Below are 17,393 nucleotides of genomic sequence, written 5' to 3'. Positions count from 1 at the left end.
TCCATGAAGATTCGCCAGAAAGATTGCGTGTGTGAGGTACCTCAACACAATGCAGTCTTGGGAGATGAAACTACCTCTGCTACTTCGCCACGGGTTGAATCAGGTCCTATTGCTGTGCTTCCCGAAAACCACGACGACAACACCATTGGCGGTAGCCAAGTATTCCGTGATGCTGTGGTTGAAGCTGGGGGAGACCTTCAGCCACTGGGCCCTGATACTCGCGGTTTAGTGTGGCTCTCCTACACAAAGTCTTCTGAACTTGGAGATGTGCTCGCAGCTAATCCTCAACTCACCTGGGTGCAACTGCCGTGGGCAGGTGTCGACGCCTATGCGCAGGTTCTCAAAGAACAATCTCGTCATGGTCTGGTCTTCACGAGTGCAAAGGGTTCTTATGCCCAGCCTGTTGCAGAGCATGCCTTCGGCATGATCTTTGCACTCTTGCGTTTGTTCCCTCGTCGCATCCGTGCAACCAGCTGGGATGCGGTCCCCAAAGGCATTTCTTTGTTCCACAAAAACGTAGTCATCATTGGTGCTGGGGGAATCGCCCGCGAACTCATCCGCCAGCTTGAACCGTTCCACACTTCCATCACCGTGGTCAGGCGCTCAGCAGTTCAGGTTCCTGGCGCTGCCAGCACTGTCACCACAGACCGACTTCACAAAGTCCTCCCTGGAGCGGATGTTGTCGTTGTTGCTGCAGCGCTGACAGGGGAGACCACGCACCTCATTGGCGCTGAAGAACTTGCCTTGATGAAGAAGACTGCCGTTCTCGTGAACATTGCTCGAGGGCCGTTGGTGGATCCTGATGCACTTGTTGACGCCTTGAACTCAGAAAAGATTTATGGCGCTGCTATGGATGTCACCCAGCCTGAGCCTCTTCCGGATGGACATCCACTCTGGACCGCACTGAATGTTCTCATCACTCCGCACATGGCAGATACGCCGGATATGACTGCACCGTTGCTGGCGGAACGTATCTCTCGCAACGTTGCTGCCTTCATTGCAGGGGAGCAGTTCACCGGTGTTGTGGACACGGAAGCCGGCTACTAGAGCGGTTAACGTTAGTGCGGTTTTTGCACCGTCTCATTTGGGGTAATATAAAAACGCCTAAAAGCAATCCCCGATAGCTCAATTGGCAGAGCAACGCACTGTTAATGCGTAGGTTCATGGTTCGAGTCCATGTCGGGGAGCGAAGCCCCTGGTCCTCCACGATCAGGGGCTTTTTACTTTCCTCCGTGGACTTCGGTAGCGTGGGAATGTTCTTACCGAGGAGGCGCCGTGGCTTTATCTGCTGCTGATAAGCGCGCCCTTCGAACTGGCATTTCTGTCGGCATTGCTGTTGCTGCATATGGTGTTTCTTTTGGGGCACTGAGTGTGGCTGCCGGTTTAGATGTTTGGCAGACCTGTTTCCTCTCACTGGTCTTGTTTTCTGGTGGCTCACAGTTTGCCGTGATTGGCATCATTGCTTCAGGTGGCGCAGCTGCCGGAATTCCTGCGATTGCATCCAGCACATTCCTTGCCCTGCGTAATGGCATTTATTCCATGCGAGTGGCACCCATCGTGGGAGAGGGACCATGGTGGCGACGAATAATTGCAGCCCAGCTCACCATCGATGAATCAACCGCAGTCGCGATTGCGCAGGATGAGAAAAGCGCCCAGAAGGTTGGCTTCTGGACCACCGGTATTGCCATATATATCGGGTGGAACCTCGCCACGTTTGCTGGGGCATTGCTCGGCAACCTCGTAGGGGACGTCAACAAGTTCGGGCTAGACGCCGTTGCAGCTGCTGCGTTCGTGGGGCTCTTGTGGCCCAGGCTCAAGCAGCTTCAGGCTGCCGCCGTGGCCATGGTTGCTGCAGTGCTCGCCACCATCCTGATTCCATTCACGCCACCTGGCGTTCCAGTGCTAGCGGCTGCCCTGGTTGCGTTGGTCTTTGGCCTGACCAACTGGCTCCACCGTGAACCTGCTGCACAGGTGCAGCCCGATGACGCGTCAGAACCTTTGGACACCCCCGGGTTCCATCCAGGACATGAGGGGACAGCATCATGACTCTCTGGATCACAGTGATCGTAGCCTCGGTGTTGTCTTTCGTCGTGAAATACACCGGGTATCTCATTCCGCAAAGCTTGCTCGAAAAGCCAAAGTTCACACGTGTGACGAACTTGCTCACTGTTGCCATGCTTGCGGCTTTAGTCGCTGTTCAGACGCTGGGTGCAGGCCAATCAATTGCGATTGATGCGCGCATTCCTGCCGTCATCGTGGCAGCAATCCTGTTCTCGTTCCGCGTGCCCTTTATTGTGGTCGTCGCGGTGGCAGGAATTGTCGCAGTAGTGCTTCGAAACCTGGGCTGGATGGCCTAGTCGTCGAGGTTATCGACTCCAGGCATCCACGACTTCCCAGGCTTACCCCAGCCGCGTTTGCGCTCAATCTTTGCAGCCTGCTTGTTGAATTCGTAATCCAAGCGATCGGTGTAAAGGTAGCCGAGGAGGTGGTCGTATTCGTGCTGGAAGATGCGTGCGAACCAGCCATCGCATTCAATCTCAAATGGCTTGCCTTCAAGGTCTACAGCGCGAAGAAGTGCTTTATCTGCCCGGACCAATGGAAAGCGTTCTCCAGGGAATGAGAGGCAACCCTCATCGTCTGCATCAGTGGTGTCACGAATCTCAAGAGGCGAGATCAACAATGAGGGGTTAATCGCAACCCCACGACGTGGTGTTCCATCATCTTCGGGATAGTCATAGACAAACACCTGGAGGCCAACGCCCACCTGAGGTGCAGCGAGACCGACACCAGGAGCTTCATCCATGGTGTCGTACATATCTTGAACGAGCTGGCGGAGCTCGTCGTTGAATTCAGTAACCGGCTTTGCGGGTTCGTGAAGGACAGGATCACCTGAGATAACAATGGGGCGCACGGTCATGCCTCAAGCCTATTAGCAGGTTGGCAGGGTAGCGTTCTAGTTATGCTCGGCGACTTGCCCGACCTCTCACAGGTCCACTTCGAACCATCGCAGCTCATCGGTATTCCGTTTGCTCTCGTGGGCGCTGTGTTGATGTCGATTGGTGCGCAACTTCAGCACCGTGGTGTGGGAAAAGTCGGAGATGACGCCGACGAAGGCAGCTCCTCTTTAAACTTCAAGCAGCTGTTGGGATTGTTCCGTCGCCCTTCGTGGCTCACCGGAACACTGCTCCTGGGTGGCGCCATTGTGTTCCAGCTCATCTCGCTTGGTTTTTCTCCTTTGATCGTGGTTCAGCCCATTGGTGCTGTTGCTCTCGTGATGACCGCAATCCTCAATTCCCGAGTAAGTAAAACCAAGCTCAATAAAGAATCAATCCTCGCCATCACGCTCAGCGTGGGAGGCATTGGTATTTTCGTTTCTATCGCTGCTTTCACTGCGGTGAACGCACCGATGACCTCAGCCGACCTTGCTGAAATTCTCATCATTTTGCTGATCGTCTTGGCAATCTTTGGTGCCCTATTCCTGTTCCTTGGCAAGCACCTCTCTGCGTTGTACTACATCGTGGGCGCGGGTGTTCTCTATGGTTTTGTTGCCACCTTGGCCAAGGTTGTCATCACCAGCATCACCCACGGTGCAACCGACTGGTTGACCTGGGCATGCTTGGCAGCACTTCTTGCCGCGACAATTTTGGGCGCATTGTTCGTTCAGAACGCCTATTCCTCAGGCCCACCAGACCTCGTGATTGCTGGTTTGACAGTTATCGATCCCATCGTGGCTGTCACCATCGGTATCGTCATCCTCGATGAGGCTTCGCAGGCGCCACCCTGGGCCATCGTGGCCTACATCATTGCGGGAGTTCTTGCCGTGATCGGCGTATTCCTGCTGGCGAAGTATCACCCAGATGCACACGAACCCCTTGCAGAAGCCAGTGCTGAAGCTAAAGCTGGGTTCAAAGGCGCCACAGCTGATTCAAAGGCCAAGGTCAATACAGCGGCACACGGCGCCAAAGAGGCCATCAAGAAGGCTAAGTCCGTAAACTAAAGCCACTATGCCGAAACCTTTACGCATCCTGATTGGGTGTGACACCTTCGGTCCAAACGTTAACGGAGCGGCCAAGTTCGCAGAACGTTTAGCTGCTGGCCTTGTTGAGCGTGGACACGATGTTCGTGTCATGGCTCCAGCTGCTGGCCGTAAATCGGGAACCTGGGTAGAAACCCACGAAGGTCAGCCCATGACGATGTATCGCATCAAGAGCTGGCGCTGGTACCCCCACGACTGGCTTCGCTACATGATTCCCTGGCGCGTTCGTCACAACAGTGCACGTGTTCTCGACAGCTTTAAGCCTGACGTTGTTCATTTCCAGTCTCACCTCATCGTGGGTGGCGGTTTGACGAAAGAAGCAGAACTTCGCGGTATCCGCATCATTGGTACCAACCACTTCATGCCAGAAAACATGATGCAGTTCACGCTTCTCCCTGGTCCAACTCAGCGTGGAGTCATCCGCTTGGTGTGGAAGGCAGCAGCGCGCACCTTCGGTCGCGCAGAGGCCGTCACCACCCCCACGCGACGCGCTGCAAACTTCCTTGAGGAATACACCCACCTCACCGATGTTCACGCGATTTCATGCGGTATCAATGCACATCACTACACCCCGAACTTTGACACTGACGGTGAAAACCGGATCGTTTTTGTTGGACGGATCACAGGTGAGAAGAAGCTCGATGTTCTCCTCAAGGCATTCCGCAAACTTCCACCTGAGCTCAACGCATCTCTGGAATTTGTGGGCGGGGGAGACCAGCTTCAGCCCATGAAGCAATTGGTTGCTCACCTAGGACTCAATGACAAGGTCACTTTTACTGGCTATGTCTCAGATGACGAGCTGAAGGCTTCGCTTACGCGAGCCAAGGTCTTCGCCATGCCATCTATTGCCGAGCTCCAGTCCATTGCGACCATGGAGGCCATGGCCACAGCCCTTCCTATCGTGGGAGCAAACGCGATGGCCCTGCCACACCTCATCCACGATGGTGAGAACGGCTATCTCTTTGAGCCCAATGATGTGGATGATCTTCGCGACAAGTTGGTCAAGGTTCTCACTGCGGATAAGGACGAACTTCTTCGCCTGAAGAACAACTCATTGAAGTTCATTCGTGGGCACGACATCACCCGCACACTCGACACATTCGAAGCTCTATATCGAGGCCAAGAGGTTGTTGACCCTGACCCCGAGCTCACAGACGACTAAACTTTTACTCGTAACACCACTAGGGGCGGTAGCTCAGCTGGTTAGAGCAGCGGACTCATAATCCGTCGGTCACGGGTTCAAGTCCCGTCCGCCCTACTCTCACATTGTCAGTGGCTTTCCATATCGTGATGATCATCACGATATGGAGCACCATGGATTACCTGATTGAACCTTTTTCTCGGAAGCTCAATCGAGAAAGATTTGATTGTGGCGAAGACAGCCTCAATTTTTGGTTGATGTCTCAATCTGGCCAACAAGAGAAGCGCGGGAAAACCAAAACTTTCCTGGCGCGCAGGGACACTGAGAACAACGTTGTTGGATATTACAGCTCAGTTATTGCTCAAGTAGAGGCCAGCGACTCAGCTCAACTCCTTGGTGTGGGCACAGGGAGATATCCAGTTTCTGCAGTGCTGATAGCTCGACTCGCAGTCGATACAAAGCAGCAAGGGAACGGATTAGGTTCACGTCTGTTGGTTCATGCTCTGAGGGGAGCAGTTGCGATTTCAGAACATGCGGGTTTGGAAGTAGTCATCGTTGATGCATTGAATACGGATGCGATGGCCTTCTATCGTCGATACGGTTTTGCTTCGTTTGCAGATGATCCACTTCGACTCTTTGTCACGTTGAAGCAGATAACTGCATCACTGTGAAAATTGTTTTGTACATACATTGGTAGTACATTGAATGTGAAGGGAAAACCATGACTGAACTTAACCTCCGCACAGCCCGACTGAATATGCGCATCACTCCTGAAGCCCTCGAGGACCTTAAAGTAGCAGCTGCGGTCAATAATCAGGATGTTTCTTCTTTTGTTTTGAGTGCTGCGTTGAATCAGGCCAGAGACATTTTGATTCAAGAGAGAGTGATCAAGCTTTCTCCTCATGAGATTGTTCAGTTAGAAAAGGCACTTTCTTCAGAGGCAAGACCCATCCCGGCACTTTCTTCACTCTTCGCAAAATTCTCAGAATCACTACCGGCCTAGGAGTTATACAAACTGTGGGAGAAGCTCTTGAGCTTCTCCCACAGTTGTGTGTTCTGTTTAGTTCAGGTTCGCCCCGATGACATCAATGAGTTCTTCATCTCGGTCACCGCTGAGTTCCCACACCATGGCTCCTCCCAGACCCTTGGCCTTGATGTAGTCGACTTTGATCTTGATCGACTGGGGGTCGTCATAGCTGATCCAGAGCTTGCGTGCGGGGTCATAGAGGTAGGGAACCTGTGCTTCGGAGTCCCAGTAGCGGGTCATCGTGGGCAGGTAGTTGTTCTTGATGTCTGTGTAATCAAAAACACCCTTTTCCCACGTCCCCACAGTTGCGTTCACACCTGTTTGGTAGAGACCGTGTGCAGTGGTGTTCACGTTCTCCCAGCCGCGACCATAGAGGGGAAGTCCCAAGACAAGTTTCTGCGCGGGGAATCCAGCGCCCAGGTACGCGTCAACAGAATCAGAGACACTGAAACCTGTGGCAGTGTCCTTTGTTCCCACGTTCAAGGGTGCGTTGTGTCCCGTAATGGGATCCCAGCCACCGTGATAGTCGTAGGACATCAAGTTCATCCAGTCAACGATTCCACCGATGTTCTTTGCTTCTAGGTTTGGAATCGTCGTGGGGCCGGCTGGAGCTGCAATAGTGAGCGGGTGGTGTTCTCCATCAACTGCAGTCTGCGCGGCTAGTTCGGTCTTGAACTCTGACAGAAGTGCTGTGTAGTTTGCCTTATCTGCTGCAGTCCCTGCATAGAGACCGCCAGAGACGGGGTATTCCCAGTCAATGTCAATGCCATCGAAATTGTATGTCTTCATGAAGTTCACACAGGACGAGACAAACGCTTTACGCGATGCATCCGTTGCAGCAGCTGCTGAGAAGTTCTTGCTCCAGGTCCAACCGCCGATAGAGATCATGGTCTCTAGATTGGGATTGGCGGCTTTGAGTTTAGTCAGCTGGTTGAAGTTTCCGCGCTTGGCACCAGTGTCCCAGCTGTCTCCGGCAAAGGCTTTGTCGGTATCGGCATAGGAATCACCCACTACGCATTTGCCATCAGCAATGTTGGCGAAAGCAAAGTTTATGTGTGTGATTTTCTGGCCTGGAATGTCTGAGACTTGGTAGTTGCGCGCATAGGTTGCCCAGGAGGGGTAGTAGGCCACAATTTTCTTATCACCGGTGTAGGCATCGTCGCTGGGAACATAAGGTTCAATCGGATCAACAACTGGAGGGTCGACAGGTTCCACAGGGGGAGTAGTGGGGTCAACAGTGGGACTGGGGTCTGGTGTGGTTGTCTCCGACGGTGTGGGTTGTGGCGCCACTCCTGATCCGGCAACTTCGCAGGTTCCCACAGCAGTTGCACATGTTGTCGGGAGCACAAAGCTGCCGTTATCGGTAAAGCCGAGAGAGACTGATGCGCCAGGTGCAATCGTGCCATTCCAAGACAGGTTGGTTGCGGTGAGAACGCCACCTGCTAGGAAAGAACTTGCGTTCCACATTGAGACACTAGAGCCCTTCCATGGGACAGACACTGACCATTTGTTGAGCGTGGTGGTTCCTGTGTTGGTCACGACCATGTCCACGTTGCGACCAGTTCCCCAGTCGCTGGTTACCTTGAGTGCAACCTTCAGTGCGCTAGCCGAAGTGGCGGGAGTGGTGGGTGTTGGAGTAGGTGTCACTGTGGGGTCCACGGTAGGAACCGGCGCAGGAGAAGTGGGGGTGGGGTCAGGAGTCACACTGGAAGAACCAGAGTTCACGGAACATGTTACGCCGGAGACCACACATGTGGTGGGAGTCAATGCGCCGCCCTTGGCGGCTCCGATGAATCCGAATGTGACAGAAGCACCGGGTGCGAGAGACATGTTCCAGCTGGGACCGGAGAAGCGGTACCCACCTGCGGTGCTAGTCGCAGTGGCGTCCCAGGTGGAGTTGATGGAGTTTGCATAGGGGATGGTGACCGACCAGGGGTTGATGCTCTTGGCCGTGGTGTTCTTGACTGTCACTGTGCCTTGGTATCCGGAGCCCCAGTCCTGGGTGATCTTCCAGTCAACATTGACGTCAGAAGTTACTGCTTGTGCCGGGGTGGCAAAGGCGATTAGTGATGCGGCAGCGGTTGCCAAGGTGGCAATCGCCGCGGTTGTCGCTCGTGTTGTTTTCACGTGAGTATCTCTCCTCATTTGAGTGTTCTGAATTTCCGGTTCAGACAGGGCTTGTGGCTCTGAGGTGACCGGTTCTTACATCTCAGACAACGCAGGTTTTCTGGGAGAGGGCTGGATTTTTAGACTCTTTGTTTAAATCTGTGGAAAACTTTATGCACATATATTTGACGCAATTGTGTTTGATGGGGTGTTAATCCCTATAAGTAAAGGGATTTTTACCTTTTCTGAAATACCAGTTCAAAGCCTATTTCTGAGAGCATTTCTAGTGAAAGTGTTTAGCACTTTCCTATTTTTAGAGGTGGCTTCGATGAGAAAACTGAGGGTAATCCCTGCAGTGATTCTGTCGATGTTGTTTTTAGCACTTCAAGTTGGTCCTGCATTTGCTGCCGATGGTCTTTCTGTCACTCCAGGTACGATCAGTATCAACGAAGGTGCCTCTGCTTCCTCATTGTTGACTGGCATAACTCCCACTACTACAACCGAATATTTCGGAAAGTATGTTCAGGTATCTGTCGATAGTGCAGATGCGACTGATTCACTCACCATCGCAACTGTTTCAACTCCAGTAATTACATCAGGAGCTGTGAGCGTCGTTGGCTCATTGGTCTATGTGGGCGACGGACTGTTCGCTCGACGAATCGGTCAGATAGATTCAACGCTTGCAGGTGGTCAGGCTACCGCTTTGAAAATCAACCTTGACACCTTTGACACCATTCCTTCTGCGAATTACTCATCTGCTTGGGCAGGTTGGACAAATTCCAACCCGGTCAACTCAACCTCTGCCTCTACGTTCGGAGAAACTTATATTCCCTCCGGTGGGATCACTTTTGAACTATTGGGTAGATGGTCTGGCATCGGTGGTGGACCATCGTCCCTATTCACCAACTCGACGTTCACCTCACTGACCAATAGCTCTGTCATCCGAACGAGCCCTGGTCGTTTTAACAATTCACTTGCGATATATCTTGATATGTCTGCAACTGGTCTTCCCAGTGGCGGAGGATCTATTCGTGGTGCAGGTGTTACAAGCCCTGAATTTAATGCCACAGCTGGCGATAGGGTTTCGTTTACTCACCGAAACTTATGTACTTCTTGTTCGTCTACTGCAGATGTTGCTATGTGGGTGGGCCTAGTCGATGTTTCAACACAGAAATTTGTTTCTGTTGGGCATGCTGTTATGGATCAAGGTGAGAACTGGGCTGACAACTACAGCATCTCTGTTCCTACTACCGGGCGATTCAAGCTTGCAATTACTGCGGGTGCGTTGTGGCCAAGTGCCACCGTTTCTCGACTGCAAACAGATGTAAAACTCGACATGTTTGAACTTTCACCGCCTCTTTCGTCAACTTGGGTTGCCAATTTGTTCAAAGCAGTGAAGTACCAAAGTTCGGCAGTCAACCCTTCTTCCTCAAAAACAATTCGCTATCAAATCGGTACCGGGAGCACACCCTCCGCGACTGCAACTCAGACAGTGAACTTCACTCTCAACGACGATCCTGCAGTTCCGGTCGATAGCTCTATGCAACTGGACAATACCGAAGGGGTCCAAGACACCTTCGCGAATGTAGCTGGCAATTTTGGTGGAACAGATGGTGATTCTGCACTTCTGTATTCCGCTCAAAACGCAACTACGGTTTCCTCTACGTTCTCCGGAATTACCTATGACCGCAAAGTTATTGCTTCCCTCGGCACTCTGTATTTCAAGTCAACAACAGGCCAGTGGACGTTAGTGCCAAATGCAAGTGTGATCAATTCGCAGAACGTTGCTTCAAATACTGTTGTTCCTTTGGAACTAAATGGCGTTCCGTTTAATTTCACAATCGCAACCAGGATGGTTGCAGCTCCGCCTCCTTCAATCACGGTTGAGACTTCCACAGGCGAAGTTGTTTCACCTCCACCAGTAGTGGAGGAACCACCTGCAATCGTTCCTCCAGTTGTGCCTGCTGCAGCACCTGCTGCCGCTGCAGCAAAGAGTGACAAGACGCCAAAATCTCCACCTTCTCTATCTGACACTCTTCTCAACGCACTCAGCGATCCTGCTGCGGCTGTTGCTGCGTTATTGAATGCTGCCTTTGCTCCACCAAGCATCATCACCGACCCCTCTGCTGCTGTAGCCAATCCGGCAATTGGGGCAAGCGGTGACGATTCTGCCCCAGTAGAAGCTTTTGATCCTCTGGGTAGCCCGGAGAGTGTCGCGGCACTTAGCGGTGCTCTAGTTATGGCCGTCTCATTAGCTGGCGGTGTTGCTGCTGCGACTGCTGGTGGTTCTGCCGGCTCGGCAGGAGAAGCTCCCACAGGTGGAGAGTCAGGTTCCTCCGACGGGGGAGCAGAGCTAGAAGGGCTCGAAGCTTCTGAAGATGTGATTACAATTAGTCGCTCTGCGTGGGGAGACAAACTCCCGATATTCGGAAGTGCTTTGTTCGTATTCTTGGATCGATTTAGCCATGACAGTGCAGTCAAGGCTGCGAGATTCAGCCCAATGTTTGCGAAATTAATCATTGATGGTGCATATTTGCGCGCCATGACCGGATCAATGTCACTTCTGTTGCCGGTGGCATCCAGTGCTGTGGCAGTTATGTCGGCAGTGTCGAATCACGGCCAACTTCTCCCTCCTCAATGGGGCATGTTCCTCGCAATTGCCCTGATCGGCGTGTTTGACGCCTTTGCTGGATTTATGGGAGCAGCAGTATTCATTGCTATCTCTCTTCTAACTGCGCAGGAACACATACAGGCTTCTGATCTCAGAATGTATTTCGGTGTGCTCTTCATCTCGATGGGTCCTGCTCTGCTCATGACTGCGTTCAGGGCTTTGCGCAAGGACACTGTTCCAGGTTTTGTTGGAGTGTGGGACAGGGCAACCGACTTCGTCATTGCTCCGGTGATGGCTGGGGTTTCAGTTACTACCGCGGTGACAGTCCTCCCCGCACTGGCAGGGTTGACTCTTCCAGTTGCAAACCACGTTGCAGCATTTGGAATTTATGTTGCGGCAGCTGCGATAGTTCGCGTGATTTTCGAGGAATTTGCTACCAAAGCTTTCCCCGCACGATTGAACTCGATCAACCCGTCTTTGCTGCCAGATCCACCCGCTATTCAACAGTGGGCGTCCTTGGTCATGTCCTACGGAATGTGGGTTTTCCTCACAGGAGCTTTGTCGGGTGAAGTCTGGCAAGTTTATGTTGGATCATTCTTCTTCTTGTTACCCACGATTTTGGCGAAATTTAGTGATTCATTCCCCAACAGTGTTGTGTTGTGGCGAGTGATGCCACAGGGAATGCCGGGCCTGGTGTTCACCCTGTTTGTTTCAGCTGCTTCTGCAATGATTGTGATGGCATTCATTGGCGCCAACCCGGCTTTCGCAGCCTGGAACATGGTTCTCTTGCCATTGCCCATTTTGGTAATCGCACTCTTGGGACTTCTCGGTCGACATGGTGCCACGCCAGATGAAGTTCGTTTCTCCCAGAAGAATCCATTGATTTTCCGATTTGGCGGCGTACTGATTCTGATTGTCGCTTTGCGATTAATGGGAATTGCCTAGGCAACTCTAAGCTGGGCAGATGCCTGAAGCTGCAAACACTCGAGCTCGTCTTCTTGATGCTGCTGTTTTCGTGATTGATCAAGGTGGAGTCAAAGCTCTCAAGGTGCGTGACGTTTCAGCTCGTGCTGGGGTGAAAGAACCCTCTGTGTATCACTATTTTGGTAACAGAGATGGTCTTGTTGAAGCCGCGCAGGCGAAGCGTTACATCCGTGGCCTTCTTGAATTAACTGAAGTATTTGACCGCCTCGTCCACCAATGTGTATCGCGTGATGCTTTCATCGAAACAATTAGAACGGTGACGACAGCAGTTTTTGCGGATGATCGCCAGTCGGTGCGAGCCGTCAGAGCTGATGTTCTGGGAAGTGCAATGTCTCGTCCGGAACTCAAAGAGGCTGTGGCACAAGCTCAGCGTGAATCACACCTACTCTTGGATTCCACGTTGACCTATGCACAGGCCCAAGGCTGGGTTCTTCCTGAGCTCGACACGATGGCGTTTTCAGTGTGGTACACCGGGATGGTTAACGGTCGTTTGGTCTACGAAATTGATCCAACTCAGTGCTCCGCAGCTGCCTGGGACAAGATTGCAGTTGATGTGACGGTGTCGACCCTGTGCGGACCTCAGAAATAAAAAAAAAGTCCATAATTCCGCATAATTTCAAGGCTAACATTGTTAGGGTCGAGCGAATATTTCCCCAAAACTATTTTTGCGATGTCACCCAAAACAAGGGAAAAACCCCTTAGAGCCTGACGGATACTTAGAGCGTGAACTCAGTAAAGCCATTACGTATTGGAATTGTAGAAGACCACAGTCTCTTCCTGCAGTTGATGAGCTCTGCCCTGGAACAAGTTGCAGACTTTGATGTCATTGCAACCGCTGACAACGTAACTGAGGCAAAGAAGTGGTTTGAACCCGAGAACCTTGACGTCGTGATTTTGGACATTGAGCTCCCGGACGGCAATGGTGTTGGTTTGGGAATCACCATGCGCAGGCGCAATCCCAACTTGGGAATTGTGTTGCTTTCAGACAGAGACATGCTTGAACTTATTCTCGGTCTGCCGCAGGACGTCCGCGCAGGCTGGAGCTACCTCACCAAGAGTTCAACGAAGTCAATTGATTCGCTTGCTTCTGCAATTCGTTCGACTTCACGAGGCGAAACCGTTATTGATCCAACTCTGATTAATCGCTCTCAGGCACGGCCTGGTACGGGTATTGGTTCACTGACAAACAGACAGTTTGAAGTTATCCGTTCGGTTGCCCGGGGGGACAGCAACCAGACAATTGCAAATGACCTAGGAATTGCAGTGAACTCGGTGGGAAACCACCTCATTGCAATCTATGACGCGCTGGGCATTCCTGAGGGGAAGAATGCACGTGTTGCTGCGGTGTTGGAGTTCTTACAGGACACCACAAGGCCGTCGGCACTTTCACGGACATTTAGTGACTAGCCCTCGTATTTCCGAAAGCGTGTTTCAAGAATCGGAACTCAGCGGTCGAAGTTTTAGATTTGGTGGATACAAAGCCACCTCACAAACCATTGTGTGGCCCATCCTTTTCTTGCTCTCGTTGAACATTTCTAGTTCTGGGATTTCAGATGAGCCTGAAGCGCGTTTGATTCTGCTGCGGTCTTCCGCAGCCGCGTTGATTGTTGCTGGACTCTATTTCACGGTTCTCGGTGCAATCATCAATGCTTCGGTGCGACAACTTGGAAAACTTCGTACCTGGCTCATTGGCATCCTTTATGCCACGACTGAGCTTGTCAGGGCGGTATTGATTCAAGTATTTGCTGAGGCGTCTGGACTGGAAACGAATCCCCAATGGGGATTTCGAATTGTTGCAGCGCTCACCACCGGAATTATTGTTTTTGCACTCGTTTCAACGGTAGTTAATGATTCAGCAATCTATCGCGAATCATATAAAGAGCTTGCAATCCAACGTTTTCGACTGAGATCGGTAATCGAAGCATCTCTCGATAACTTGGTTCGTGCACGGGATCAGCTCATCAAAACTACTCGTGAACAACTTTCACTTGCTCTCAAAAGCACACTCTCTGAAACTGAAAAACTGACTCCTCAGTTTCCGTTGATTATTCAAAATCTCTTTTCAGTGGCTGAAGAAGTTGTTCGCCCGCTCAGTCACTCATTATTTGAAAATCCTTTGATGCTCAGCGCAAACCAGTTAGAAGCTCAATCTCCTCGGGTTCCGATTACAACCGTGATTAGAAAAAGTTCACTTGCTGCACCATTTCGACCAGGCTTGCTTACTGTGATGGCAGCCCTGCTTTCTCTACCATCTGTTTTTCTTGACCTCAGGCTGATGTATATCGCGCAGTGGACCTTAGCTTTGGTGTTTATTTATGCAACAAATGCACTGGCTCGAAAATTCTTAGCTCCGCATTTGTCATCGATACCGCTGTTCATTCGCGTTGTCTTGATTTCGATTGTGTATGCGGTTCCTGCAATTTTCTTTGTTCAAGTTGCGCTCAATTCAGATGTAGTCCAAGAGTCGGTTATTAGTGAAACAATCCTGTATGGCTCTCTACTGGGCTTCGTGCTGGGTTGGCTCATTGCTTCTTCAGCAGGTATGAGAACAGCCCGTATAGAAATGCTGGTTGAAATCAGCCGAATCAATGATGAATTAGCGTGGCAAAACGCACGAATCCAATCAGAACTGTGGCTTGACCAAAAGAGTCTTGCCCTGACCTTGCACAATGATGTTCAGGCAACCCTGCTTGCGGCAGCTCTCAAACTCAAAGCGAGTATTGATGCGAACCCTGATTCTGCAACTGACGCACTGCCAGAAGTCAAAGATCTGATTAGCCGCAGCATCAATTTTGGTTCCACCGCTACTCGCGACTTCACCTTGGCGTCAATCATTCAAAGAATCAACGACAATTGGGCCGGAATCATCACGATGAGATACACGGCCTCTGCCGAGACGTCGGCTCAGGTTGAAAACGATTCTGTTGCGATGGGCGTGCTGGAAGATGTATTGAGCGAATTCCAAAATAATTCACTCAAACATGGACGCTCCTCAGAAACAACAGCAATCCTCTCTTCTCCACAGCCGGGAATTTTGCAGGTCGCGATGACCAACAACGGTGAGCGTTTGACCTCTGAAACACAAAACGGTTTGGGCTCAGCTTTCCTCAAGAGCGTTGCACTCGACTACAAACTTGAGAACTTTACACGCGGGGTGAAACTCACTGTTTGGTTGCCTATTTCACTGACTGCTACCCCTTCTGTTTCTCAGGAGAAGTGACCACAGTCATCATTCTTTCTGGGTGTGTTTCCGGGCAATGCCGGATCAGCAAACTACTCTGAATACGTGACTGAATCAGCATCCTCAACGACTCCCGCTCCACAGACTCCTGAAGAGGCATATGCCTATTTCCGGAGCCGTCGTCATGAGATGGCTCTGCTGCCTCAAGGCTCACTGGCACTGGTCAACACACAATGGTTCTATGGCGCTCCCGGGGAAACTGAGAGTGTCTGGGGAGTCAACGGTCTCTGGTCTGCACTTCCTGAAGGCGAGAAGGGTGTTCAGCTCACTGCTGTAGCAGCTGACAACATCTTTGTCGATGGAGCTCTTGTTGACGGAACCGTGGTTGTCACGGGCAAAGATGCAGAGATTGCGTCCACGATTATTTTTGACGAGACAAAATCAGGAACCATCATCAAGGGTGAAGATGGCAAATATGCACTTCGCGTATGGGACACGAACTCAGATGATCTACAAAACTTTGGCTCCATAGATGCCTTTGACTACAACCCTGACTGGGTAGTCACCGGAACCTTCACTCCCATTGACGGTGGCCGTGCTGTTGAGGTGTCACACCTCAAAGATCAGGGAGCTAGCCGTGACAAGGTGATTCCTGGTGACATTCGTTTCACCATCGAAGGCGTCGAATACGCACCTTCTGCGTTCAAAGAGGGCCGTGCTCTCATGATTGTGTTTTCGGATGCCACCTCAGGGCCTGTGAGCTATAGCGTGGGCCGTTTCCTCATGGTTGCTCCCAACCCGGATGGCACCATCACGCTGGACTTCAACCGTGCTTATTTGCCCCCGTGTGCATTTAGCTACAACTTCAACTGCCCAATGCCTCCGGCTGAGAACCGTTTTCCTTTTGCTGTTGAAGCAGGGGAGAAGAACGTTCTCAACAAGGCAGGCGAACTACTTCACTAAGACTTGGCGGGACGGCCACGTTTGGGCCGTCCAATCGCATATCCAGGCTGTGGTTGGATGACTGCTGCCTGAACGTCAGCTAGCCAAGACGACACCGCTTCGCGGTATCGCTGGTTAGCTTGTTCGTTTAAGTGCTGGGCAGGAGATTGTGTCGTGGTTTGTGAAGTGCTCATGTCATTTTGCTCGAGCAACACGTCTAGCTTGCTCAACAACGAAGTAGCATGAAGACCGCTCACGCTGGAACTAATGAGCACCACATCCTGCACATCTACCCACTCAGGTAGAGCCGTGAGCGAGCTACCGTCGAGCCATGAAGTAGCTTCTGCGATGCCAGAATCCGTCAGGGCATAGAGGGGGAGTCCGTCGCCCGTGAGGCCTTGGTGAGCAACCAGGCCAGCTGTGCTGAGGCGATCGAGGGTGCCATAGACCTGGCCTACGTTAGTTCTTGCGCGGTGCGGAGCACGAGCGCCCAGTTCTGCATGAAGCTGGAGACCATATGCGGGGCCCAGGGTCAAGATCCCCAGGAGTGCTTCGCGAACGGCCATGGAAACACTCTACTGAGTAGAGTCCACTCTGAGAACTCGCTGTGAGGGGATAAACCCTTGTTGTTATGCGGGTCTGGGCTGTGTCACACTAGTCCCACAACAAAATACGCTCGAGAGTTATCTGGCATCCATGTGGTCGTAGGGGAAGACGCACCACAAAGAAAAGGATGAAGAGATGACTGCTGTGTCGACTGGAGTGGTTTATATCCACTCCTCGCCTCGCGCGTTAAGCCCACATGTTGAGTGGGCTATTAGTCGTGTCCTTGGTAAGGGCATCACACTCTCCTGGAGCCCACAGCCCATCCTGATCGGGTCACAGCGCTCCGAGTATGTCTGGCAGGGCCCAGTGGGCTCTGGAAGCGCCATAGCCTCTGCTTTATTGGGCTGGGAGCAGTTGCGCTTCGAAGTGACTGAGGACGCAGCTCCTGGCATAGATGGTGGCCGTTGGTGCCACACTCCTAGTCTGGGGCTCTTTCACTCACCCGTGGATGCTGCTGGAAACATGGTTATCACCGAAAACAGACTCCGCGCCGTCCTGGACTTTGCTGGAAATGATGCTGATCTGCTCAGAACGGGCATCTCGCGCTCTCTAGGTGAAGAGTGGGACTCAGAGATTGATGTCTTCCGTTATGCCTCAGACATGGCGGCTGTCCGCTGGCTGCACCAAGTTGGTTAGAACTTAAACGAAGAAAGCCCCTGCGTGATGAACTGAACCCCTTAAGTGGGAGTTCTAATTGGGAGTCGTTTCTAAGTTTGCAAGGGACTGTGTCCGGTAGTCAACCGGGCTCAGTCCCTTCAA

General features: G+C 51.9%; 16 protein-coding genes and 2 tRNA genes. 15 read left to right on the top strand and 3 right to left on the bottom strand.

From position 1 onward, the window contains the following. The first annotated feature begins 3 nt into the window (after positions 1 to 3). From M2118_RS04640 to M2118_RS04625, 4 genes are all read left to right on the top strand, one after another. Entirely contained in the window at positions 4 to 1,047 is a 1,044-nt protein-coding gene (locus tag M2118_RS04640) for a D-isomer specific 2-hydroxyacid dehydrogenase family protein (RefSeq protein WP_280794771.1), read from the top strand. Between the two features lie 67 nt (positions 1,048 to 1,114). Then, positions 1,115 to 1,187: transfer RNA gene (locus tag M2118_RS04635), tRNA-Asn, on the top strand. 88 nt (positions 1,188 to 1,275) lie between these two features. After that, positions 1,276 to 2,046, top strand: a complete 771-nt coding sequence (locus M2118_RS04630) for an AzlC family ABC transporter permease (RefSeq protein ID WP_280794770.1) — start codon at positions 1,276 to 1,278, stop codon at positions 2,044 to 2,046. Further along, positions 2,043 to 2,357 carry an AzlD domain-containing protein gene (locus M2118_RS04625; protein WP_280794769.1) on the top strand — a complete coding sequence of 105 codons (315 nt, stop codon included), beginning with the start codon at positions 2,043 to 2,045 and terminating at the stop codon, positions 2,355 to 2,357. The genes M2118_RS04630 and M2118_RS04625 overlap by 4 nt, the downstream gene beginning before the upstream one ends. On the opposite strand, the gene def is transcribed toward M2118_RS04625, so the two are convergent. Then, positions 2,354 to 2,917: a peptide deformylase gene (gene def / locus M2118_RS04620; RefSeq protein WP_280794768.1), complete on the bottom strand. Its 564-nt coding sequence runs from the start codon at positions 2,915 to 2,917 to the stop codon at positions 2,354 to 2,356. The genes M2118_RS04625 and def overlap by 4 nt on opposite strands. 42 nt (positions 2,918 to 2,959) lie before the next feature. Here def and M2118_RS04615 point away from each other — a divergent pair, with 42 nt between their 5' ends. The 5 genes from M2118_RS04615 (at position 2,960) to M2118_RS04595 (ending at position 6,180) form a co-directional block, all read left to right on the top strand. Then, positions 2,960 to 3,997, top strand: coding sequence for a DMT family transporter (locus M2118_RS04615; protein ID WP_280794767.1), 1,038 nt, complete (start codon positions 2,960 to 2,962; stop codon positions 3,995 to 3,997). Positions 3,998 to 4,004: 7 nt separating this feature from the next. Then, entirely contained in the window at positions 4,005 to 5,198 is a 1,194-nt protein-coding gene (locus M2118_RS04610) for a glycosyltransferase (protein WP_280794766.1), read from the top strand. 22 nt (positions 5,199 to 5,220) lie between these two features. Beyond that, positions 5,221 to 5,294 (top strand) — tRNA-Ile (locus M2118_RS04605). Positions 5,295 to 5,434: 140 nt separating this feature from the next. Next, positions 5,435 to 5,848 (top strand): GNAT family N-acetyltransferase, encoded by a 414-nt coding sequence (locus M2118_RS04600; RefSeq protein WP_280794765.1) that lies wholly within the window; start codon positions 5,435 to 5,437, stop codon positions 5,846 to 5,848. 50 nt (positions 5,849 to 5,898) lie between these two features. Further along, a complete protein-coding gene (locus M2118_RS04595) occupies positions 5,899 to 6,180 on the top strand; it encodes a DUF1778 domain-containing protein (RefSeq protein WP_280794764.1) in 282 nt (93 codons plus the stop codon). 57 nt (positions 6,181 to 6,237) lie between these two features. Here the strand turns inward: M2118_RS04595 and M2118_RS04590 are convergent, their stop codons facing one another. Then, positions 6,238 to 8,331 (bottom strand): glycosyl hydrolase family 18 protein, encoded by a 2,094-nt coding sequence (locus M2118_RS04590; RefSeq protein ID WP_280794763.1) that lies wholly within the window; start codon positions 8,329 to 8,331, stop codon positions 6,238 to 6,240. 307 nt (positions 8,332 to 8,638) lie between these two features. On the opposite strand from M2118_RS04590, the gene M2118_RS04585 reads away from it, so the two are divergent. From M2118_RS04585 to M2118_RS04565, 5 genes are all read left to right on the top strand, one after another. After that, entirely contained in the window at positions 8,639 to 11,866 is a 3,228-nt protein-coding gene (locus tag M2118_RS04585) for a hypothetical protein (RefSeq protein ID WP_280794762.1), read from the top strand. Positions 11,867 to 11,885: 19 nt separating this feature from the next. Beyond that, on the top strand, positions 11,886 to 12,494 hold the full coding sequence (locus tag M2118_RS04580; protein WP_280794761.1) for a TetR/AcrR family transcriptional regulator: 609 nt from the start codon (positions 11,886 to 11,888) through the stop codon (positions 12,492 to 12,494). Between the two features lie 134 nt (positions 12,495 to 12,628). Then, the gene (locus M2118_RS04575) at positions 12,629 to 13,312 is read left to right on the top strand and encodes a response regulator transcription factor (protein ID WP_280794760.1); all 684 of its coding nucleotides are present in this window, start codon (positions 12,629 to 12,631) and stop codon (positions 13,310 to 13,312) included. A gap of 19 nt (positions 13,313 to 13,331) precedes the next feature. Then, positions 13,332 to 15,125, top strand: coding sequence for a hypothetical protein (locus tag M2118_RS04570; protein ID WP_280794759.1), 1,794 nt, complete (start codon positions 13,332 to 13,334; stop codon positions 15,123 to 15,125). 66 nt (positions 15,126 to 15,191) lie between these two features. Further along, a complete protein-coding gene (locus tag M2118_RS04565) occupies positions 15,192 to 16,049 on the top strand; it encodes a DUF1684 domain-containing protein (RefSeq protein ID WP_280794758.1) in 858 nt (285 codons plus the stop codon). Here the strand turns inward: M2118_RS04565 and M2118_RS04560 are convergent. Then, positions 16,046 to 16,594, bottom strand: a complete 549-nt coding sequence (locus tag M2118_RS04560; protein WP_280794757.1) for a PadR family transcriptional regulator — start codon at positions 16,592 to 16,594, stop codon at positions 16,046 to 16,048. The two genes, M2118_RS04565 and M2118_RS04560, sit on opposite strands and share 4 nt — an antisense overlap. A 175-nt stretch (positions 16,595 to 16,769) precedes the next feature. Between M2118_RS04560 and M2118_RS04555 the strand changes: the two genes are divergently transcribed. Next, a complete protein-coding gene (locus M2118_RS04555; RefSeq protein WP_280794756.1) occupies positions 16,770 to 17,270 on the top strand; it encodes a DUF3145 domain-containing protein in 501 nt (166 codons plus the stop codon). The last annotated feature ends 123 nt before the right edge of the window (positions 17,271 to 17,393 follow it).

The organism is Aurantimicrobium minutum, assembly GCF_029892845.1.
Classification (GTDB): Bacteria; Actinomycetota; Actinomycetes; order Actinomycetales; family Microbacteriaceae; genus Aurantimicrobium; species Aurantimicrobium minutum_B.
Note: the sequence above shows the minus strand (reverse complement) of the source record. Positions and strands in the feature narration are given on the sequence as shown.